This is a genomic window from Streptomyces sp. BF23-19, assembly GCF_041106355.1.
GTDB classification, from domain to species: Bacteria; Actinomycetota; Actinomycetes; order Streptomycetales; family Streptomycetaceae; genus Streptomyces; species Streptomyces virginiae_A.
In genome coordinates this window covers 1-20,393 of record NZ_JBGBPT010000120.1, presented here as the reverse complement: position 1 = coordinate 20,393, position 20,393 = coordinate 1, and the positions used below count along the sequence as shown (strand labels likewise).

Annotated in this window: 16 protein-coding genes and 1 pseudogene; 15 read left to right on the top strand and 2 right to left on the bottom strand. The window is 70.2% G+C overall.

The genetic code is table 11. The features are described 5' to 3' along the window. Positions 1-122: 122 nt before the first annotated feature. Positions 123-572, top strand: a pseudogene (locus AB8A24_RS39780) (IS5 family transposase); the annotation flags it as partial. Between the two features lie 537 nt (positions 573-1,109). On the opposite strand, the gene AB8A24_RS39775 reads toward AB8A24_RS39780, so the two are convergent. Next, positions 1,110-2,039: a hypothetical protein gene (locus tag AB8A24_RS39775; protein WP_369478933.1), complete on the bottom strand. Its 930-nt coding sequence runs from the start codon at positions 2,037-2,039 to the stop codon at positions 1,110-1,112. Between the two features lie 584 nt (positions 2,040-2,623). On the opposite strand from AB8A24_RS39775, the gene AB8A24_RS39770 reads away from it, so the two are divergent. The 12 genes from AB8A24_RS39770 to AB8A24_RS39715 all read left to right on the top strand — a co-directional run bounded on the left by AB8A24_RS39770 (position 2,624) and on the right by AB8A24_RS39715 (position 17,616). Then, complete coding sequence (locus AB8A24_RS39770; RefSeq protein ID WP_369478932.1) at positions 2,624-3,319, top strand: restriction endonuclease; 696 nt, start codon at positions 2,624-2,626, stop codon at positions 3,317-3,319. Positions 3,320-3,708: 389 nt separating this feature from the next. Then, positions 3,709-4,950 carry a ParA family protein gene (locus AB8A24_RS39765; protein ID WP_369478931.1) on the top strand — a complete coding sequence of 414 codons (1,242 nt, stop codon included), beginning with the start codon at positions 3,709-3,711 and terminating at the stop codon, positions 4,948-4,950. After that, on the top strand, positions 4,947-5,924 hold the full coding sequence (locus AB8A24_RS39760) for a ParB/RepB/Spo0J family partition protein (protein WP_369478930.1): 978 nt from the start codon (positions 4,947-4,949) through the stop codon (positions 5,922-5,924). Before AB8A24_RS39765 ends, AB8A24_RS39760 begins: the two co-directional genes overlap by 4 nt. 265 nt (positions 5,925-6,189) lie before the next feature. After that, positions 6,190-7,830 (top strand): DUF2637 domain-containing protein, encoded by a 1,641-nt coding sequence (locus AB8A24_RS39755; RefSeq protein WP_369478929.1) that lies wholly within the window; start codon positions 6,190-6,192, stop codon positions 7,828-7,830. Positions 7,831-8,286: 456 nt separating this feature from the next. Then, positions 8,287-9,180, top strand: coding sequence for a hypothetical protein (locus AB8A24_RS39750; protein ID WP_369478928.1), 894 nt, complete (start codon positions 8,287-8,289; stop codon positions 9,178-9,180). Positions 9,181-9,230: 50 nt separating this feature from the next. Further along, positions 9,231-9,500, top strand: coding sequence for a hypothetical protein (locus tag AB8A24_RS39745; RefSeq protein ID WP_331745627.1), 270 nt, complete (start codon positions 9,231-9,233; stop codon positions 9,498-9,500). Continuing rightward, entirely contained in the window at positions 9,497-10,603 is a 1,107-nt protein-coding gene (locus AB8A24_RS39740; RefSeq protein WP_331745628.1) for a conjugal transfer protein, read from the top strand. The genes AB8A24_RS39745 and AB8A24_RS39740 overlap by 4 nt, the downstream gene beginning before the upstream one ends. A gap of 13 nt (positions 10,604-10,616) precedes the next feature. Further along, positions 10,617-10,901 (top strand): hypothetical protein, encoded by a 285-nt coding sequence (locus AB8A24_RS39735; protein WP_331745629.1) that lies wholly within the window; start codon positions 10,617-10,619, stop codon positions 10,899-10,901. Next, positions 10,898-11,515 carry a hypothetical protein gene (locus AB8A24_RS39730; protein WP_369478927.1) on the top strand — a complete coding sequence of 206 codons (618 nt, stop codon included), beginning with the start codon at positions 10,898-10,900 and terminating at the stop codon, positions 11,513-11,515. The genes AB8A24_RS39735 and AB8A24_RS39730 overlap by 4 nt, the downstream gene beginning before the upstream one ends. 19 nt (positions 11,516-11,534) lie before the next feature. Then, the gene (locus AB8A24_RS39725) at positions 11,535-14,078 is read left to right on the top strand and encodes an ATP-binding protein (protein ID WP_369478926.1); all 2,544 of its coding nucleotides are present in this window, start codon (positions 11,535-11,537) and stop codon (positions 14,076-14,078) included. Further along, on the top strand, positions 14,075-16,468 hold the full coding sequence (locus AB8A24_RS39720; protein ID WP_369478925.1) for a hypothetical protein: 2,394 nt from the start codon (positions 14,075-14,077) through the stop codon (positions 16,466-16,468). The genes AB8A24_RS39725 and AB8A24_RS39720 overlap by 4 nt, the downstream gene beginning before the upstream one ends. Further along, positions 16,465-17,616, top strand: a complete 1,152-nt coding sequence (locus tag AB8A24_RS39715; RefSeq protein ID WP_369478924.1) for a C40 family peptidase — start codon at positions 16,465-16,467, stop codon at positions 17,614-17,616. The genes AB8A24_RS39720 and AB8A24_RS39715 overlap by 4 nt, the downstream gene beginning before the upstream one ends. A 56-nt stretch (positions 17,617-17,672) precedes the next feature. On the opposite strand, the gene AB8A24_RS39710 is transcribed toward AB8A24_RS39715, so the two are convergent. Beyond that, a complete protein-coding gene (locus AB8A24_RS39710; protein ID WP_369478923.1) occupies positions 17,673-18,023 on the bottom strand; it encodes a hypothetical protein in 351 nt (116 codons plus the stop codon). A 437-nt stretch (positions 18,024-18,460) separates the two neighbouring features. Here AB8A24_RS39710 and AB8A24_RS39705 point away from each other — a divergent pair, with 437 nt between their 5' ends. Next, positions 18,461-19,672 carry a DUF4241 domain-containing protein gene (locus AB8A24_RS39705; protein ID WP_369478922.1) on the top strand — a complete coding sequence of 404 codons (1,212 nt, stop codon included), beginning with the start codon at positions 18,461-18,463 and terminating at the stop codon, positions 19,670-19,672. Positions 19,673-19,798: 126 nt separating this feature from the next. After that, on the top strand, positions 19,799-20,323 hold the full coding sequence (locus AB8A24_RS39700) for a hypothetical protein (RefSeq protein ID WP_369478921.1): 525 nt from the start codon (positions 19,799-19,801) through the stop codon (positions 20,321-20,323). Positions 20,324-20,393: the final 70 nt, after the last annotated feature.

Below are 20,393 nucleotides of genomic sequence, written 5' to 3'. Positions count from 1 at the left end.
TTCGACCAGCTGCACCGCATCCTCCTCGCCGAGCTGAACGCGGCCGGCCGGCTCGACTGGTCCAGGGCATGCGTGGACGGCTCCCACATCCGCGCGAATAAGGGGGAGCCGACACCGGTCCGTCGCCGGTCGACCGGAGGAAGACAGGCAGCAAACACCACCTGATCTGCGACGGACGCGGCACCCCGCTCAAGGTCATCACGACCGCGGCGAACGTCAACGACGTCACCCAGACCCTCGCCCTGGTCGACGGCATCCCACCAGTGGCGGGCCGCCCAGGCCGGCCCCGCAAGCGCCCTGAGGCCCTGCTCGGCGACAAGGGCTACGACTCCAACCCCAACCGGGAAGAGCTGCGTAAACGCCGGATCCTGCCCGTCATCTCCCGCAAGGGATCCCCGAACATCAAGGGCATGGGCAAGCTCCGCTACGTCGTGGAGCAGACCTTCGCCCTGCTCCACCAGTTCAAACGACTCGCCGTCCGATGGGAACGCCGCACCGAGCTCCACGACGCGTTCGTCTCCCTTGCCTGCAGCCTCATCTGCTGGCGACGCCTCAACAAGCCCGACTCATGATCGTGTTACGAGCTCTCAGTGGCTGTTGTCGTTCCGATCTTGTGGGGTGTTGGTAGTAGGCCATGCGGTGAGGTTAGTGAGATTCACCTGCTGGTGGTGCGAAATCGAGCGTCGGCCCCATCCGGCCCGGTCCGGCCAGGGCTGATCGCGGCGGCGTGGCGCAGTGGCATGCCAGAGCTTCAGCGTCGCTGGAGTTGATCACTCAGCCTTCGGTGAGAATCGCTCAACCTTCACTGCGACAGGTCACCGACGAAGGCTCAACCCGGCAACTCACGCATCACCGCTGAAAAGCGACGCCAAGAATGGCGCCGCCAGTCGACGAACTCAGCACGCCCGGTATGGATCGACCTGCTATCACCTGACAGGCCCGCAGGCGGCCTCTGGTGGCCTTTCGGCCGCCGATTCGGCCACCTACTACTGGAAATGGGGGACTGGGGGCGGTGACTGAGCAGGGAAGTTGGTCCCGCCGGTCAACTGCGATGCACAGAACGCGAGCAGGTGTGCGGGCGAGGTGGCCGGGGGCCGGCGACTCGTCGGTCAGGGCTGCGGGGCCCAGGGGTCGTCGCTGTACGGCTCGGGCTGTTCCGGGTGGAGCATACGGCGGAGGCAGCGCAGGAGTCCCGGCTCGTTGCCGCCGACGGCGGCCATCCAGGGCAGGGCCTCCATGGCGCGGGCGCGTTCTTCGGTGGCCAAAGCGTCGACGATGGTGTGCAGGGTGTTGGGCGCGGGTTCGTCAACGAGGCAGAGCCAGCCGATCGCGGCGGCAAGGCGGACTTCGGGGTCCTGTGCCCGGTCCTGCCACACCTCGCGGATCCACGCGGTGGCCGGCTGGTGCGGGTGGGCACGTGTGGTCTCTGCGGTCGCGAGAACCATGGCGGCCAGAACCATGGGGTCCTGCTCCTTGGTGAACCGGGTGGCGAACGCGGCTCGGACCGTATGGCCGGGGTCGGCCGCGGTGGCGAGAGCGTACGAGGCGTCGATGCGCACGGCAGGGTCAAAGTCATCGAGGAGAGGCAGGAGCAAGGGGGTTCCGGCGGTGATCGCGGCTCGGGCGGCGGCCACCGACCAGCCCGCCGGGTAGCCGGTCACCTCGACGCCGTAGTCGTCGTAGTCGTCGAGGATCTTGTGCTGGGGGCCGGAGCGGTGCAGGAGGAGTTCGGCGCGGGAGGCGACACCGAAGTGACGGGCGCGGGCCGGGGCGGCGAGACCGCCGAGGGCGTCGGCGCGGTGTGGATGGTGGGGGTCGGTGGCGATCCGGATCAGGAACGGGACCGCGAGAGCGGCTGCGGCCCGGCTGTCGTCGGCGCACATACCGATCAGCACACCCATCGCGTTACGTGCCGGCCCGTCTGCGGTGCGCAGCAGGCGAACGGCCTGCCGGGCGTTCTCCCCGTGAGGGAAGTTCCCCCAGGGAAGGTCGTCGAGGACGGCTCCGTCGATGCTCTCGGGCCGGATGGCCGCCGTCACAGCCCGGATGTCGAATGGGCCTCCCGCGAACGATGCCGGATCCGCCCCGTCGACCAGTGCCCTGCACATCGCGAACGTCGGATCGGTCCGCCAGTCCCCCACGCCACACCCCGTCGAATCCATCAGAGATTGGATCATGCGCGATCCGGACCCGGCGAAGCCCCGGGCAGTCAGGGCGCTGTACGCCGCAGCCATCATGAACCCAGAAGACGCGGTTCACGTACTTACGGTTCTCGCGCGGGCATCCATCGCACACAGGGGCCAAGTAGCGCGCTCAAGGGCCATCAATCGCGCTCAGTCACACGAAGGCAGTGAAGTGGGCTGCGCGCGTCGAGGCGGCCACGTGCACCACTGACTCACCAGTGGGCAAGCCTCCGCCCTCGTCCCTTCGGGGACTGGGCAAGCCTTCGGGCAAGCCGCCCTGAGGAAGGTGGGTGGAGATCCCCACCATCCGGTGGGACGTGGCCATCCCTCCGCAGGCCGGTAGGCGCCACGACCTGCTTCAGAAAGGCCCGTCCATGCCCGGACGCCGAAACCTGACCCGCACCCCCGCGCGACGACGGCCAGGACGAGGACGACGACCTGTGCACCGGCGCAGAGGGGGACCCGCCGTCGATACTGTCGGCCTCCTTGCGGCCGCCGTGCTCGCGTCCTTCCTCGTCCCACAGGCCCGGCATTGGCTTCAGCTCCACGGCGCCGACATCGCCGCCGTCGCTGTCGCTGTCCTGACCGTCGTAGCGCTGACGCCGCTCCTCGTGAAGGCCGCGCGGCGTGGTGCCTCCGGGTGGACCGCCCGTCGCCGGCGGCCGGAGGGCTGGGACCTCCGCTTCCTGGACGGCCTGCATCACAGTCAGTTCGAGGAAGCCGTACGGGACCTGATGCGCCGCGACGGGGCCCACGACGCCGTCCGGGTGGGCGGCGCCGGCGACAACGGCGCCGACGTCAAGGGGACCGACCCGGCAGGCCGCCGCTGGGTGATCCAGTGCAAGCACCGCCGCGACGGAGCTGCCGGGGCCGCCGTCGGCACGCCGGACCTTCACGTCCTCAACGGGACCGGCCGGCCCGTGCACGGAGGCGATGTCGTCGTGCTCGTCACGAACGGCCGGTTCACTGCTCCTGCCGTGAAGTTCGCCCGGAGCCAACGGCTGCACCTGGTCGACCGTGGGCTCCTGAACGAGTGGGCTGCCGGCTCGTCTCCCCTGTGGGAGCTCCTTCCGCACCTGCCAGCACCGCGGACCAGCAGCCCGCGGTCGCGCGGAACTCGTCGGCTCCACTCCTGACCGGCGATCGGCCGTGCTCCGGAAGCATCTCGACGGTGGTCTGCACTCCGCCACCACTTGCGGACAAGAGACACGGAACAGGGCCGCCAACAGGTTCGTGATTCCCCCGCAGCATCTGGGACGCGGGCTCGACCCTGCCCATCAGAGTCTCGGCGGATACCAGTTCACGGTCCGCTTGACGTTCATCGGCCGCCGATCAGCAAGCGAGGCATGTCCGGTGTGGTCGTGACAGGGGTGACCCACCGCCCCCTGCTAGTAGAGCTTGCGGGGTTCATTACGACGTAATACCGGCCCGGGTTCGGCCGAGCAGGTGACTCCACGATCAAAGATCTTCATTTGCTAACGTGCCGAGTCCACCATCGATCTTGCGCGTTAGTAAGGTATCGCTCATGACAACGCCCTCCGACGGCGACACTCGCGAGAAGGTCGTCTCCAAGCTCCCCGCTTCGATGCAGCGTGAGCTGAGAGTTCGCGCAGCGCAGCACGGCATCGACATCCAGCACGCGGTCGAGGCCGGCATCGACGCCTGGCGCGGGCTCGGCGCGAACCTCCCCCGTATCGAGACGACTGGCGCGAAGTCGTTCTCGACCTGGCTTCCCGCCGATCAGTGGGAGGACTTCCGTTCCGACTGCACCGCACGAGGTGTGTCCCTGATCCAGGGCCTCTCCCAGTCCGTGCAGGTGTGGTTGGAGAAGAACCCGGCTCCCGAGATCCAGCGCCCTGTAGTCGTCAAGCGGCGCGTCGTGTGCAACCAGAAGGGGGGTGTCGGCAAGACGGCGATCACGGCCGGGGTGGGCCAGGCGCTCGCCGAGGACTCGGACCAGTTGCACCGGGTACGCATCTCCAAGGCGCTCGCGGCACTGCTCAGGGAGGACGAGGAACCCTCCCTGCTGGAGTACGAGGACCTCCCTGGGCTGGGCCTCCGCGTGCTGCTCGTCGACTTCGACCCTCAATGCCACCTGACCAAGCAACTCGGCCTGACTCCGCTCCCCCTCAACGGAGACAGCCTCACCAAGCACATGGCGGGCGAAGCCAAGGGCCCCCTCAGCGACCTCGTCGTCGAGGTCACGGAGGACCGCTTCGGCGGGCGGCTCCACGTGCTTCCCGCGTGCACCGACGCCTTCCTCCTCGACGTCAAGCTGTCAGGTGTGCGAGCACGCGAGGCGGCGCTGGAACGGGCACTTGCTCCGCTCGAAGCCGACTACGACGCCATCCTGGTGGACTGCCCACCCAGCCTGGGCCTCAGCATGGACGCCGCCGTCTACTACGGCCGTCGCCGCCCGGGGGAGGAGCCCGGCAACTCCGGGATCCTGGTCGTCGTCCAGGCCGAGGACAGTTCTGCCGACGCCTACGACCTCCTCACCTCGCAGATCGAAGATCTCGTCAACGACATGGCCCTGGAACTTGAGTACCTCGGCATCGTGGTCAACCACTACGACGCCCGCCGCGGGTACATCGCCACCTCCTCGCTCCAGAGCTGGATGGACCTCAAGGACCCGCGGGTCGTCGGCGTGATCGGCGACCTTAAGGAACAGAAGGAAGCCGTACGCGTCAAGCAGCCGTTGCTGGCGTACGCACCGAATTGCAACCAGGCGGTGGCCCTGCGAGCACTGGCACGGGAGATCTCATGAGCAAGGCATCCGCGCTCGGAACGGGCAGCTCGTTCGCGCGAGCCCAGTCCATCAGCCCCCGCCGGGCCGCAATCGACGCTGCGACGGCCGCCCCCACCGAGGGCGCCCTGCCGACCGTCAAGCTCCCCGTCTCCTTGATCAGCCTGAACCCCCGCAACCCGCGATCCTCGCTGGGGGACCTGACCGATCTCGCCAAGAGCCTGCGCAACCACGGGCAGAAGACCGCCATCAGCATCATGTCCCGGCTGGCCTACCTTGAGGCCAACCCCGAGCTGGCGGAAGACCTGGAGAAGGGCACGAAGTACGTTGCCATCGACGGCAACTCCCGGCTCGCGGCCGCCCGTGAGGCCGGCTTCGACGAAGTCAAGGTGATGCTGGACGAGGACCTCGGCAGCAATCCGGACGAGATCCTGGAATCCGCCCTCGTCGCCAACGTCCACCGCCAGGACCTGGACCCGCTGGACGAGGCACGCGCCCTCCAGCAACTTCTGGCTGTCCACGGGACCCAGGAAGCACTCGCCGCCCGTCTTCACCGCTCCCAGGGTTGGATCTCCCAGCGCCTCGCCCTGCTCGGGCTCACTCCCGAGCTGAAGCAGAAGCTCAAATCGGGTCAGGAGCCGGCGGAGCTCCTCCGACAGGTGGGACGTAAGAAGCCGGATGAGCAGGCTCAGCAGCTCCAGCTGCTGAAGGAGCAGCGAGCCAAGAAGAAGGTCGGCCGTCAGGCCGAGCCGCCTCGGCCGCCGAAGTCGGCTACGCCTTCGCCGGAAGCTGCACCGGACCCCGTGCCGCCGGCCCCCGTTGCCACGGGACAGGACCTCGTCGTCGATGGAACGTCCTCTGAGGAACGACAGAAGGCGCTCAGTCGGTACCTGCAGCTCGCTGCAGGCCCAGAGGCCTTCGTCGCGGACCTGGTGGAGTCCTGCACCCCTGAGTACCGGCAGCAGCTCGCCGAACTGCTCCTGAACGACCTGTAGCCCCATGACACGGGCGGGCTGGCGGCGCTTCACCAGACGGGCTCCGCCCCGCGGCGCCAGCCTCGCCCGACTCATTACGTCGTAATACACGCGGCGTACGTACCCGACCGGTCGGCCCAGCGCGCCGTATTACGACGTAATACCGGTGTCCGCTCCCCATCAGCGGCCGTGTCCAACATCCATTCGAGGTAAATCCCCTGCCTGCACAAACTCCTGATGCAAGGGTGGCCTCAACGACAACGCGAGGAACGAGGGATCAAGGCCAGTGGCGCAGCTACAGCTGACTCGTACGCACCGGATACTCATCGGCGTCGTCGTAGCCGGAGCCGTGGTCATCGCGGGGATCGGCTTCGCGGGCTCGTACGCCGCAGTGCGCGAGCTCGCAGAGAAGAAGGGCTTCGGCAGCTTCTCCCTGGTCTTCCCGATCGGCATCGACGCCGGCATCTGCGTCCTTCTCGCGCTGGACCTGCTGCTGACCTGGCTCCGGATCCCCTTCCCGTTGCTGCGCCAGACGGCGTGGTTGCTCACCGCGGCGACCATCGCGTTCAACGGCGCAGCCTCCTGGCCCGACCCCCTGGGCGTCGGCATGCATGCCGTCATCCCTGTCCTGTTCGTGGTCACCGTGGAGGCGGCCCGGCACGCGGTGGGTCGGATCGCGGACATCACTGCGGACCGGCACATGGAGGGTGTGCGCATCACCCGGTGGCTGCTGTCGCCGTTGCCGACCTTCAAGTTGTGGCGTCGGATGAAGCTGTGGGAGCTGCGCTCCTACGAGCAGGCGGTCGGTATGGAGCAGGACCGGCTGATCTACCAGGCCCGGCTGCAGGCGCGGTACGGGCGTGCGTGGCGGCGGAAGGCTCCGGTGGAGGCGCTGATGCCGCTGAAGCTGGCCCGGATCGGGGTACCGCTGTCCGAGACCGCTTCGGAGGGCCTGGTCGCAGCCGGGATGGATCCGGTGCTGCTGCAGCGGCGGCCCGCCGCTACCACGCCCGCGGAGATCGCACCAGCGGTAGCACCGGCGCTGCCTCCGGCCGTCCCGCAGCCTGACGAGATCCTGGCTGCCGAACAGCTGCCGGAGTCCTTCGAGAACAGTGCCGGGGGAGATGTCCCCAGCGTCCAGACCTTGGGCCTCAGCGCAGCTGACTTGCGCGGAGTCGGCCGCGAGTTCATCGAGCAGTACGACCGCTTCCCGACGGCGGACCAGCTCGCCGCTTACCTCGCTCAGCAGTACGGCGTGACCGATCCGGCGACGGGTGGGCCGATCGCGGACGAGTACCTGGAGCCGGTGCTGACCGACCTGCGCGAGCTCGGCTTCGACCCTTCCGATGTTCCGGCGAACGACTTCGCCGAAGGCCAGGCCGAAGCTGCTGCCGAGCCGGACGACACGTCGGTGTCCGCCGCAGACGCAACGGCGCCGACGCCGGAGCGGCCTCACGTCTTCTTGGGGGAGTCGAGTGTGGGATCGGGCGTTGAGGCAGAAGTGCCGCGCCTCGCTTCGGTCACGAAGCCTCCGGTCCCGGTGGCCACCGCTTCGGCGAAGGCCGACCTGCCGATGCAGGGCGCTGCGAAACAGAAGTCGGCCGGCGAGACCTCGCGGCCCGCTCCTGCCGGCGAGGCCCAGGCGTGGACCGCCGATGTGACGGAGACCGGCGAAGCCACCGCCCGGGTGCCTCAGCAGCACAACGACGAGCATGACGTCGACCCGATCCAGCAGGAGATCGAGCTGGTCGCCCGGTGGCTGGCGGAGGCCGAGGACGCGGGGAAGAAGCTGTCCGGAGCCGAGACCGCGCGACGCCTGGGGGTGTCGCCCAAGACGGGCCAGCGCCGCGTCCTTGAAGCGGCCAAGCACCTGGAGGAGAGTCGACAGCGTCAGGGTCGCGCGCACCTGCGGTCGGTCAGCAGCTGACCGACCGACCCCGCCGGGTCGCGGTGACCGGTCATCGGTCACACGACCCGGACGCCTCGGGCAGCCACCAGGCCGTGACCGATCGGCACGTGACCGATCCTGTGACCGATGCCGGACCGGGTGACCGGTGGCCGATCCGGGCTCCATCGGTCACCGGTCATGACCGATCTGCGGCCATCGGCCACCCGTTCGCCGCGCCCGCGTCGCTGCTCTCTGGGCAAGCCTTCGCAGTCGAATCCCAGGGCTTGCCCAACCCCACGGGAGGCTTGCCCAGGGTTGCACGGGCCGGTCACGAGGGGCTTGCCCAACCCCCTTCCAGGCTTGCCCAATCGGTCACGGGAGGCTTGCCCAGCTAGAGGGCAAGCCTCCTATCTGCGCTTTTAGGGCTGTGGGCAAGCCTTCGGGCAAGCCGGTCTGAGGAGTGTGTACGGCACGAGATCCGAAAGGAGACGTGCCGTGCACGACGCTTCGCACCCCGCCGCCGGCGGCGGGTACTTCGACCGGCTGGACGCCGACTGGGCCGCGCTGTGCGCGGACTCCGCCCTGCGCCAGGCGGTGACCGACTGGGTGACCGATGGCCACCTCGGCGACGACATCGCGGCCGTGACCGATTCCTGGTCCGGCTCCCTGACGCCCGAGCAGCTCCTGGCCGCGCTCCGCCCCGGGGCCGACGGCGTGACCGATGAGCTGACCGACGCCGTCCTGCGCGTCCTCCTCCGGCGCGCCGCCGGCCGTGACCGATCGGCCGCTCTCGCCGGTCGCGTCATCGTCCAGGCGATGCTCCCCACTGTCTTCCGCATCACCCGCGGACAGGTCCGCGCGACCGGTGGCCGCACCCGCGACGCTGTCGGTCACGTGACCGTGGCCGCCCTCTACGAGGTGGCCCGCTCCGGCCGTATCCACCTCCGCCCCGGCCGGCCCGCCGCCAACCTCACGCTCGACACCCTGCGCCAGGTCCTGGCCGAGCTCGCCGCGGAGCAGAGTCCGGCGGGGGAGGACCTCGCGGCCGCGGAGCAGATCGCCGACCGCGCGCCGGGCCCGTACGAGATCGCCCGCGCCCGCACCGTGCGCGCGGCCGCCAAGGAGGCCGGCCTCCACGCGGGCCCGGCCGACGATGCCGCGACCGCCCCGGCCCGACTGGAGCTCCTGGAGCTCCTCCTCGACGCGGTCCGCGACGGCGCCCTGTCCACGGCGGACGCGCAGGCGCTGGCCTGGCACCACATCAGCGGCGGCATCCCGGACGTCGAGGCCGCCGCCCGCGCCGGCACCACGCCCGGCGCCTGGCAGCGCCGGCGTTCGCGGGCCCTGGCCCGCCTCACAGCATCCCTCCAGCCCGCGGCCGCGGCATGAACCGGACCACCGCCCCGGCCACCGTCCGCTCCCCCCTTTGGAGATGCGTCTTGACCACATCCGCCGCCGCACCGTCGCTGGACGCGGACGAGGAGCGCGTCACCCGCGCCCAGCGTCTGCTCATCCACCTCGGTGCCGCCCTCGTCGCCCGCCCCTTCGACACCAGCACCCACGAGAAGCTCCGCGCCTTCCTCGACGAGGACGCCGAGCCGGCCCTCGCCTCGCTCGCCGCGCTGCGCCGCCGCCCCGAAGCCGAACTCCGGAACCGGATCGCGGAGCTGGCCGGCCACACCCTGCGCCCGGCCGGAGGCACGGCATGAGCCTCGTACGCACCCGCCGCCGGAAGCCGGCCCCGCCGGTCGAGCCGCGGCCGGACGCCGTGCAGGTGCCGGAGGCCGAGCAGGACACCGACTGGGTCGGTGGATGGTCGACCGGCGCCCAGGCCAACTCGGCCGCCCTGATCCGCTGGATCGTCTGGGGCCTGATCGGCCTCGGCCCGCTCCTGGGCGCGCTCGCCTACCTGTCGGTGCCCACCACGTCCGCGGCCCCGGCGTCGAAGACCGCCCCGCCCGCCCCGTCGGCGAGCGGCGGTCAGGGCGCGGCCGGCTTCGCCAGCCTCTTCGTGGCCGCCTACCTGTCCGCCGGGCGCGGCGACGAGCCCAAGCTCGCCGCCTACTACCCGCCGGCCGGCAGCCTCCAGCTCGACGGAGTCTCCGGCCGCCGTCGGGGCGAGCAGCTGACCGTCGTCCGGCTCCGCCAGACGGACACCTCGGTCTGGGCGGTCACGGTCGCGGCCCGCGTCACCGGCGCGCAGCCGTCGGCCACGCCGTCCACGCAGCCGGGCGCCTCCCCGTCTCCGGCAGCCGACCCGACGCGCTATTTCCAGGTGCCCGTGGCCACCGCACCCGGCGCCGAGGGAGCGACCGCGTACACGGCGCTCGCGCTGCCGGCCGAGGTCGCCGCCCCCGAGAGGGCCAAGACCCCGGAATTGGTCTACGGCGCGATGCACCCGGCGCTGCCGACCGACCCGCGCACCCAGGCGGTCACCAGCTTCCTGTCCGCCTACCTCACGAAGGCCGGCGCCGAGCTCGACCGCTACCTCGCCCCGGGTACGCGCCTGGCCGCGCCGTCCCCGGCTCCGTACTCGGGCATCGCGGTGGACCAGCTTGCCGTCGAGGGCGAGACCGGCGGCGAACCGGTCGTCTCGGTGCCTGGTGACGGCACGACCCTGCGTCTGCTCGTCACCCTCCGGGCGACCGGCCAGGACGGGGTGCGGCTCCCGCTCACCTACGCCCTCACCCTCAAGGCCCGCGCCGGCCGGTGGGAGATCGCCGGCCTCGACGGCGCCCCCGCCCTTGCCCCGCCTACTCCGGTTCCGGCCGCCTCCGGCGCCCCCGGTCCGGCAGCCACTCCCACCGCATAAGAGGAGCACCGTCATGCAGGACACCGTCATGTTGGCCGCGGGCTGGATCCAGACCGGCACCGGCATCGGCAACGACATCAAGACGCTCATCTTCGACGTCGCCATCCCGATTCTGTGCGGGATCTTCGTGGTCGCCGTCGGCTGGAAGACCAAGGCACCGGGCCCGACGATCATGGCCGTCATCTTCGCCGGCATCGTCTGGGGCCTGTCCGCCAACATGCCCGCTCTCAAGAACAAGACCAACGAGGACATCGTCCAGTACCAGAGCGGGCCCAACGCAGCCCGAGGCGACCAGTGACCGAGGCCGCCGCCGGTGGCGGCGAGCTGGACTACGAGCTCATCGGCCGCTGCTACACCAAGGCCCGCCGTGCGCCGCTGGTCCACGGGGTGATCCGGGACGTCAACGGCGGCCGGGGGATCCGGCTGCCCGGCGGCCCGTACACCCTCACCCAGCTCGCCGGGATCGTTGCCACCGTCGCCGCCCTGATCCTGACCCGCCCCGTGTGGGGCGGTCACGGCTGGCTCGACGTCGCCGTCCTCCTGGTCCTCCCCGCAGTGGTGGCGTTCGTGCTGCGCCATCTCCACGTCGACGGCCGCAACCCGGCGGCCGCCCTGTTGAGCGTCGCTCTGATGTTGGCCGCGCCCCGGCGCGGCCAACTCCGCGGCCGCGCCTACCGGCCCGCCCGGCCCAGCCGCAGCGACACCCGTATCCACCTGCCCGCCGCCGAAGGCACCGCACCCGCGAGCGATCCCGAACCCGCACCGAAGCCCCCGCCCGGGCCGCGCCGGCCCAGGCCTGCGGCACGCGCCGCCGGGTCGCCGGCGCCCGCTGGGCCTTCGTCGCCCGCCGCGCCGGTGGCGTCAGGGGTGCAGACCCTTCTCGCCCGCCGCGCCCCCACGACTCGTACCTGACCTGATTGGAGAACCGACGATGCGCCTGCCGATCCGGCACGTCCAGAACAACCTGATCTTCACCACCCACGGCACGGTCTGGGCGGTCTGGCGCGTCACCGCGACCAACTACTCCCACGCCCCGGCCGTCGTGAAGAAGCGCCGTCTCAAGGCCCTGGAGGGCCTGTTCAAGGCGATGTCCGGCGAGCCGATGCTGATGAGCCTGTGCCCGCAGGTCGACCCGACCGCCGTGGTGCGCGCCATGGTCGACGACATCGACCTGGCCCGGGCCCCGCGCTACGAGCGTCTGGGGCACGCGGTCCTGGACGAGCTGGAGACGATGGAGCTGACCGGGCGCACCGACTGGCTCGCGCTCCCGCTTCCCCCGCTGTCGAGGAAGGACGCGGTGATGTCGGCGTTCCGGGCGGCGCGGGCGGAAGTCTCCCTGCAGCTCGGGCTGATGCCCGCAGTCGTCACCGACGCGGAGGTCCGCCGGCGCCTGGATCAGGCGCAGCGGATCCAGGCCCAGTGGCCGTCCGGAGTGTCGATGCGTCCGGCGTCCGAAGCGGAGATCCTGTGGATCTACGGCCACTCCGCCCGGCGCGGGCTGGCGGAGCCGTTCCTCCCGGACGGCACCGAGACCCCGGTCCGCGGCCGCGGCCGCAACGTCGCGGCGCTGGGGGAGATCCTCGTCGGCGAGGGCGGCGTCGACTTCACCAGCGGTCCCTCGCTGCCGGTCAACCCGTTCACACGGCGCTTCCTCCAGGTCTCCTCCGAGTGGGGCGACTCCTACCAGGCGCTCCTGGCCCTCTCCGAGATGCCCGAGGCGTTCGCCCTGCCGGGCGCGGCCTACCTGCAGCAGCTCGACGACCTGGCCTACCCGGTCGACTGGACCGCACGGCTGGTCGTCGTGCCCGGCTCGAAAGCCGAGCCGAAGGTCCGCAAGCGCGCCCGTCACCTCAAGGCACAGGCCGCCGAGTACGAAGGCGACCCGGCCGGCCCGCCGGCGGCCGTCGCCCGCAACCAGGCCGACAACGAGGAGTACCACGAGCGGCTCACCGCGAACCGACGCGAGGTGGAGATCCGCGCCATGGTCACCCTGGCCGTCTGGGGCGACAGCCCCGACGACGCCATGGACCGGGCAGCCGCCCTCGCGAGCGACTTCGGCTCGACCGACTACACCTTCTCCCGGCCCGCCGGCGAACAGACCAACCTCTGGCAGGCGATGCTGCCCGGCTGCCGCACCCCCCGCGTCATGGCCGGCTACGCCCAGATCCTCCTCGCCCGGGACTTCGCGATGGCCATGCCCTGGTGCGGCTCCCAACTCGGCGACGAACGCGGCGGCCTGTACGGGCTGCAGGTCGCCTCCGGGGGCGCCCGCCCCGTACTGATCGACCCCGCCCGCGGACCCCGCGAGAACGCCTCCGCCTCCATGGCCTGGCTCGGCGAACTCGGCGCCGGAAAGTCGGTCGCCATGAAGGCCGCGGTCTACAACGTCCTCGCCCGCGGCCACCAGCTCGGCCGGCCCGGCAGCCGCGGCCGCGCCGTCATCGTCGACCGCACCACCGACCAGGAATGGGCCCGCTTCGCCAAAGCCTGCCCCGGCACCACCCAGCTGATCCGCATCGACCACACCGCCGAGGTCTCCCTCGACCCGCTGCGCCTCTACAAGGAGAACAGCCCCCAGGTCGCGGCCCGCTTCACCGAGTCCTTCCTGACCCTGCTCCTCGGGGTGCGGCCGATGGACCTCGAAGGCGTCGCCCTCTCCGAAGCGGTCCAGGCGGTCCTGGCCCGGCCCGAGCCGTCCATGCGCGCCCTGATGGACGAACTCACCGCGCGCGGCGCCGACGACACCGCCGCCCAGGGCCTGGCCCGCAAGCTCGGCTCGGTCGCCCGCAAGGACCTGGCCCGGGTCGTCTTCGACGAGACACTGCCGGTCGTCGACACCCAACGCGCCGACAGCGTGGTCTTCCTGGTGTCCTCGCTCGCGCTGCCGAAGAAGTCCGAGCTCGCGAGCGAGCACCGCATCCAGCGCCTGGAGTTCGAGAAGGTACTGGGCCGGGCCCTGATGTACCTGATCGCCGCGGTCTCCCGCGAGACCGCCATGAGGAGCCGGGACGAGTTCGCCGTCACCGTCTTCGACGAGTGCTGGTGGCTCACCTCCAGCGACGAGGGCCTGGAGCTGCTCCTGGAGCTGCTGCGCGACGGCCGCAAGCGCAACGCGGCCGCCTACGTCGGCTCGCACGACGCCGACGACATCGGCCCGGCCGACAGCGAGAAAGGCGTGATCGTCCGCGGGCTCATCCCGCACCGCTTCGTTTTCCGGCAGACCGCCCGCGCGCTCGCCATGCGCAGCCTCGACTTCCTCGGCGTGGACTCCACCGACACCGACCTCCTGGACCTGGTGACCGGTGGCCTCTCACCCCTCGGTCTGCCCGAGGACCAGCGCCGGGCCCGCGCGGGGGAGTGCCTCTACCGCGACCTGGTCGGCCGCATCGGCCTCATGCGCGTCCTCATCCCGCGGGACCGGGCGATCGAGCGCGTCATCCACACCACTCCGACCAGCGAACAGGCGGCAGCATGAGGACCCCACGCGCCCCGATCGAGCGGCTGCGCCTGCTCGGCACAGCCCGCCTGCGCCTGGCCCTGCTCGTGGCGGCGCTCGCCGCGACCGCCTTCACGATGCTCACCACGGTGCCGGCCCTGGCCGATCCGAGCCCGGCCCCGAGCTCGACTCCGACCCCGGCCAGTACGCCGGGCAACCCGCTCGGTCCCACGACCCCTGGCACGCGTACGCCCACCCCCGAGGAGATCGCCGAGATCGAGAAGATCCTCGGAGAGCTCAACGAGCGGCTGACCGACCCCTTGAAGGAGGGCTACCTCAAGTCCGAGGAGGAGCGCCTACGCAAGCTGTTGCCCGACGAGGGCGGCGTCCTGGCCGTCTTCAGCGTCACCGACCGCAACCGCATGCCGATCTCCGCCTACACCATCAAGAGCGACACCGGCGGTCTGATGGACTGGGACCTCGGTGTCCAGAATCTCGTCGCCGAGCTCTGCTTCATGATCACCAAATGGGTCGTGGCGTTCTGCTGCTGGCTCATCGGCTGGACCCTCAGCTTCGGACTCGCCAAGCTGCTTCTGACGCCCGTTCTGTCCGTCGCCAACTCCCTGCACACCCAGGTCATCCTGCAGATGGGCCTGACCAACCTCTTCCTGTCGGTGTGCGCGCTCGTCTGCGTGACGCGCATCTTCTTCGGGGACCGGGCCAAAGGGTGGGGGGACGCCGCCCTGTCCCTCCTGATCGCCGCCCTGACCGCCACCCTGCTGTCGTCGCCCCCGACGCTGCTCCTGGGGGAGCGGGACAGTGCCCTCGCCGCCGCCCACGGCCTGTCCCTCGAAGTCGCCGACATCATCCTCGACGCCAACCCCGGCGAGCGTGCGAAGGCCCCCGACGACGAGGACTCCGCCAGCAGCATCGCGCTCCAACGCCCGCTGACGAACGCCTTGACCGACGCCTTCATCGTCAAGCCGGCCATGCTGCTCCAGTACGGACAGATCTTCAAGGACGACTGCGCGAAGAAGTACTCCGACACCAAGCTCACCCAGCTCGCCTACGACCGGGCGGTCAGCGAGAAGATGGCGGGCCTGAGGAAGCTCAACGAATACCGGGCCTGGATCGACCCGACCGGTGCGCAGATGGGCGACTGGGCCCTGACGGCCGCCAAGCAGTGGGCGGTCGACCACTTCGGCAACCCGCCGATGGAGGCCTTCGAGAAGCAGTGCGTCAAGGGCGACGTCCAGGCCGCCAAGCGGGCCTCACTGGACAAGGTCGGCGGAGCCCTCTTCCTCCTCGTCGCCGCGGTGATCGTCACCGTGCTGATCGCGGGCCTCGCCGGCAGCTTCCTCCTCGCGCAGTGCCGCATCGCGTGGGACGCCGTACGCGCCGAACCCGCCCTCGTCGCCGGTCTCGTGCCCGGAGCGGGCCGCGGCTACCTGTGGGACTGGGCGGCGTCCGTCCTACGCTCCCTCGGCATCCTGCTCGCCTCCGTCGTCGGCCTCGCCGTCCTCATCCTGATCGTCCAGGCCGTCCTCGACCCCGTGCACACGGAGGACGGCACCGAACTCACCCTGCGCTTCCTCGCCGTGGACGTCGTCTGCATCGCCGCGGTCAAGAAGCGCAAGGCACTCACCGCCCGGTCCAAGCAGGTCGCGAACAACTTCCGCGCCAAGATGTTCGCCGCCCGAGTCGGAGGCACCGACGGAAGCGCCTTCACCCCGTCCTCCACCCCGGTGGCGAAGAACCAGAGCATCGCCCGCAAGGTCACCCGCGGAGCGGTTCGCACCGCGATGGTCGGCGTCTCCCTCGCCTCGGGCAACCCGATCGCAGCCCTCGGCTACGCCACGTCCTCCAGCGTCAGCTCCGTCGCCCTGATGAACCGGCTGCAGTCCTCGGCCAAGAGCAGCCACCGACCGGCCGGGCCCGCAGGCCACCAGCCGCCCCCGCCGCAGCCACCGAATCCGCCCAACCCGCCGCAGCCTCCGAACCCGCCTCAGTCGCCGCCGAATCCCCCGCAGCCGCCGATTCCTCCGCAGCCGCCCAACCCGCCCGGTGGCCCGGGGCACACGCCCGTCAGCAGCACGGCGGCCACCTTCTCGAACCACCTTCCGGGCGGTCCGATGTACCACCGTGCCGCCGGCGGCAACAGCCAGGCCACCACCATCCCGAAACAGCCCAACCCGCCGGTGACGCAGGCGACGAACCCTCCGACCCAGCCGCAGCAACCGGTGCCGACCCAGCCCCCGGCCTCGTCGCGCCAGCAGCAGCTCCGCCAACGCCTCAACCGCGGCAGCCGGCGCCAGCCCGTCACACACCGCGTCGCTCCGGTGACCCCGAAACGGCCGAGCGACTCGACCCTCAGCCGCAACGAGGAGCGTGAGCTGAGGCGCCGACGCCGCCGGACGGGCAGTTCATGAAGAAACTCAAACGGTGGCTGGCCGGCGCCGCCGGACTGATAGGCCTGGCGCTCGTCCTGCTCGCCGCGATCGCCGCACACGTCACCGGCCTCGCCCAGAGCGAGGCCGAGGCGGCCGCTCGCTGCCCCGGCGCCGGCCGGCCAGGCCTCGACCCGGACACCGCCGACATCGCCCGCAAGGTCCAGGCGATGCTGACCGGCAGCGGCGCCGTGGACGTGCCCGGCCTCTCCGAGCCCAAGAAGCAGATCCCCAACGCGAAGGCAATCGTCGCGACCGGCATCCAGAAGCGGGTGCCGGCCCGCGGCCAGATCATCGCCCTGGCCACCGCCCTCCAGGAGTCCACACTGATCAACCTCGACCACGGCGACCGCGACTCACTGGGCCTCTTCCAGCAACGCCCCTCCCAGGGCTGGGGAACCCGCGAGCAGATCATGGACCCGGTCTACTCCAGCACCAAGTTCTACGACGGGCTCGTGAAGCTGGAGGACTGGGAGCAGATGCCGCTCACGGTCGCCGCACAGAAGGTCCAGCGCAGCGGGTTCCCCGACGCGTACGCCAAACACGAACCGCTCGCCACGGCTCTGCAGCAGGCCATCGGGCCCGCGCTCGGCGCAGCGCCCGCCGGACCGCAGGCGGTAGTGCCCGTCCTCGGCGGAGGACTCGGCCAGGGCCCCTGCGCCGGCCAGGCGGCCAACGTGGACTTCGGGGAGATCCCGCCCGGGACGCTGCCCGAGGGGTACCAGATCCCGGCCACGGCGCCGACAGAGGTGAAAACCGCGATCCGCTGGGCGCTCGGCCAGCTCGGAACCATGTACCAGTGGGGCGGCAGCTGTACCAACCCCCACGGCACCAACCCGGCCGAACGGTGCGACTGCTCGTCCCTGACCCAACGGTCCTACGGCGTCGCCGGGAAGGAGATCACCCGCACCACCTACACGCAGATCCACGACGGGCGGCCCGTCCCGGTCGACGCCATCACCCCCGGTGACCTCCTCTTCGCCCGCGGTACGGCCGACGCCCCCGAGCATGTGGCCATGGCCATCGGCTACGGCTACGTCGTGCACGCGCCCCGGACCGGCCGGCCCGTCTCCGTGGTCCGACAGAGCGAACTCGGCTCGATCCTCGTCGTCCGGCGCATCGTCGGCTGATGCCACCGTGCCCGCCCCTGTTCGGGTGCGGGCACGGTGCACGTGGACGTGGGGGGTCAGCGCTGGATGGTGACGCAGGGGTGTTCGTCGCGGTGGCTGAAGCTGGAGCAGATCCGGTCTCCGTGCCGGAACGACTTGCCCACCTGCCAGGTCGCGCGCTCGAACTTGTGCCCGCCGTTCTCCAGCGACTCGGTCGCCTTCCACGACCCCACCGTCCGGACCCGCTTGCCTCCCCGCATCACGAAGACCTCGGCCCGAGCACCCGGGTACCAGCCCTTCAGCAGGGCCCGTACCTCCTTCACCTTCAGCCCCTCGCCGATCACCCCGACGCTCACAGGGCCCTTGTCGGCACCCCCACTCGCGTATGCCGGGGCCGTGCCGGCCAGCAGCAGTGCCACCGCAGTCATGTAGATCGCTTTCCTCATGACGAGAACAACGCCGACGGAGGCCTGAAGGCACCCTGCGCCGGGACGCAGGACGGTCTGTCCGGCACAGGGCGTCCTGGCCGCGAAGCCCACCCCGGAGCGCGACGCGGGGCCGCTACACGTCTGGACGACGCTCCCCGTCGGCAACCCTACGGGCGACCCCCGTCGCTCACGGCCTGGGCCGAGGTGAGTACGGTTCCGGTTGCTGAACCCGGGGGTGTGCCCTTGCGTGGAGGAATGACCGACGAAGCACATTTCGTCGGTAACCCCAGGTTGCAGACCTCCCACAACCTCTGTGTCATACCTCAGTGGCAGACTGCGGCACGACGAAGTTTCGGAAGGGCAGGGCGTCGCGGCAGGGGTCCCCCGTCGAACGCACTGCTCGGGGGTGGCTGGTGCCACGGGGGAGATGTTCGGCTGTGATCTTCGACAGTCTTGATGTGTCGTACGGCGAGATGTGGGGTTCCTATCGAGGAATGACCCATCGGAGCCCGATGTCACGCGCGCTCGCGGCACGCAAGCATGCGGCCGGGAAGGACTACGCGGTTCTGCTGTCCGCGCGGGAGCAACCGCTGGCACTGGTCGAATACTGGCCGGGGCGGATGTGGCGTGTGTATCTGTTCGACGACAGGTCTTGGTGCATGCAGATGATCGACCTCAAGCCGCACGGCACGGGGATGTTGCTGGCTCAGCGGAACACCCGATGGCAGTTTCCCAACGATCAGGCGCACCTGTACGGGAAGTGGGATGTTCAAGAGACCACCACCGTCTCAGCCGACGGACAGATCGAGGTGAAGTCCGAGTTCGCCGGACCGCGGGGCGGATCGCCGGAGTCATCGCACGATGGAGCATCCGGCCCGTCGAGCGTCCCCGGACGGCGGTTCGCGACGCCCGTCGAAAACTTCCTCTGTCCCGCACCGGAATTCGGCGACTGGCAAGTGTTCGCTCCGCTCCTCACCCAGCAGGGCCACGAGTCCGCCACGACCGTAGTCCTGATGAACGACAGGTCGGTGGACGAAGGATCGGGACCGCTGCGCGCCACCGGAATTGAGCAACTGTTCAATCCGGGTGCGTGCGACACCCGGGACGGGCCGGCCGTCGTCGAGCCCATTGACGCTGGCATGCTGCGGATCACCTCAGGGCAGCTGGCGGTCTCGGACCCCGGCTGGATCAGCAACCTGCGGACCGTCGCAGTGCCGCTAGGCGAATTCCCGGTCACACTGTCGCTTTTGCGCACGAAACACGGGGCCGATGTCGCCGCGGCCAGGGTGACGTTCCTGGACGTCCCTCCCCATATGTGGGAAATGACCCTCCGGCCCGACGAGGACCTGGGGCTGCTCGGCGAGGGCCAGTTCTACGGGGTTGGCGTGGATACCGGCACAGCGGCTTTCATGGATGCGACGCGGACCGTGACCGAAGACCAGCTGGACGACGACATTTTCATACCCCTCGACAGCGACAGCCATTTCAGCGTCGAACTGCCCGGCACAGAGCCCGAGCCGAATCTCATCGCCTTCCGTGCTGGCCAAGGCGACGGCGCCTACCCCGTCTGGACCGGCCGCACCGAAGACGGACAGGTTAGTTGCGTCGTCGTCGACTTCCACCTCCATTGCGCCGCCGGGACAGAGTAAGGATCGCCGACCACCTGCGCGAGGCCGCACCGGCCGGTCAGCTGGGCGGACTGCTTCAGTTCAACACGCTGAACTTGACAGAGAAGTAGTCGTCGGCGATGCCCTGACCTGGCCGGACTATGTCCATTGACCGACGACCTGCGTCAGGTGGACTGCCAACGGCAGTTCGGGGAGAAAGAAGGATCGACCGTGCACGATGAGGCAGGGTTTCGGTTCGGGTGGCGTGGCAGCCATTGCGCTGGCACGCCTGTTGACGACCTGTGGTTGGCGATCAATAAGGATCCGGACGGTACCTGGTGCCTCGACGCGTACTTCATCGGACGCACGACACTGACGGGTGGCGCACCGCAGGCCGCCGCGTTCGCCCAGTGGCTGCTGGCCTGCCCACCCGAAGGCCGGTATGAGAAGGAGTTCACGCTGGTCGACAGCGAACCGCAGAGCGGATCGCGCCGGCTCACGGACGGTACTCGGCTCACCGTCGAAATCCTGTTGGGCCGTGAAGAAGCGGGACGGCCCGAGTATCTCCAAGTGCTCTTGTCCGGCGAGATTCACAACTACGCCTTTGCGGTGTGCGCACCGCTGGAATGCCAGCGGGTGCTTCGCGCTGAGCTAGAAGCCGCCGCGGCCCGACTCCTCGCCTCACGCGCCTAGTGACCTGGTTTTGAGGTCTGGGCTCGCCCCATGAGGCGTGTTCTGTTTCAGATCTTGGGTTCCGCCTGAC

What these genes read in the sequence shown, in the direction of transcription:
- AB8A24_RS39765 (WP_369478931.1), top strand. Translation starts at nt 3,709, where the DNA reads ATGACAACGCCCTCCGACGGCGACACTCGCGAGAAGGTCGTCTCCAAG.
- AB8A24_RS39760 (WP_369478930.1), top strand. Translation starts at nt 4,947, where the DNA reads ATGAGCAAGGCATCCGCGCTCGGAACGGGCAGCTCGTTCGCGCGAGCC.
- AB8A24_RS39740 (WP_331745628.1), top strand. Translation starts at nt 9,497, where the DNA reads ATGAGCCTCGTACGCACCCGCCGCCGGAAGCCGGCCCCGCCGGTCGAG.
- AB8A24_RS39735 (WP_331745629.1), top strand. Translation starts at nt 10,617, where the DNA reads ATGCAGGACACCGTCATGTTGGCCGCGGGCTGGATCCAGACCGGCACC.
- AB8A24_RS39725 (WP_369478926.1), top strand. Translation starts at nt 11,535, where the DNA reads ATGCGCCTGCCGATCCGGCACGTCCAGAACAACCTGATCTTCACCACC.
- AB8A24_RS39720 (WP_369478925.1), top strand. Translation starts at nt 14,075, where the DNA reads ATGAGGACCCCACGCGCCCCGATCGAGCGGCTGCGCCTGCTCGGCACA.
- AB8A24_RS39715 (WP_369478924.1), top strand. Translation starts at nt 16,465, where the DNA reads ATGAAGAAACTCAAACGGTGGCTGGCCGGCGCCGCCGGACTGATAGGC.
- AB8A24_RS39710 (WP_369478923.1), bottom strand. Translation starts at nt 18,023, where the DNA reads ATGACTGCGGTGGCACTGCTGCTGGCCGGCACGGCCCCGGCATACGCG.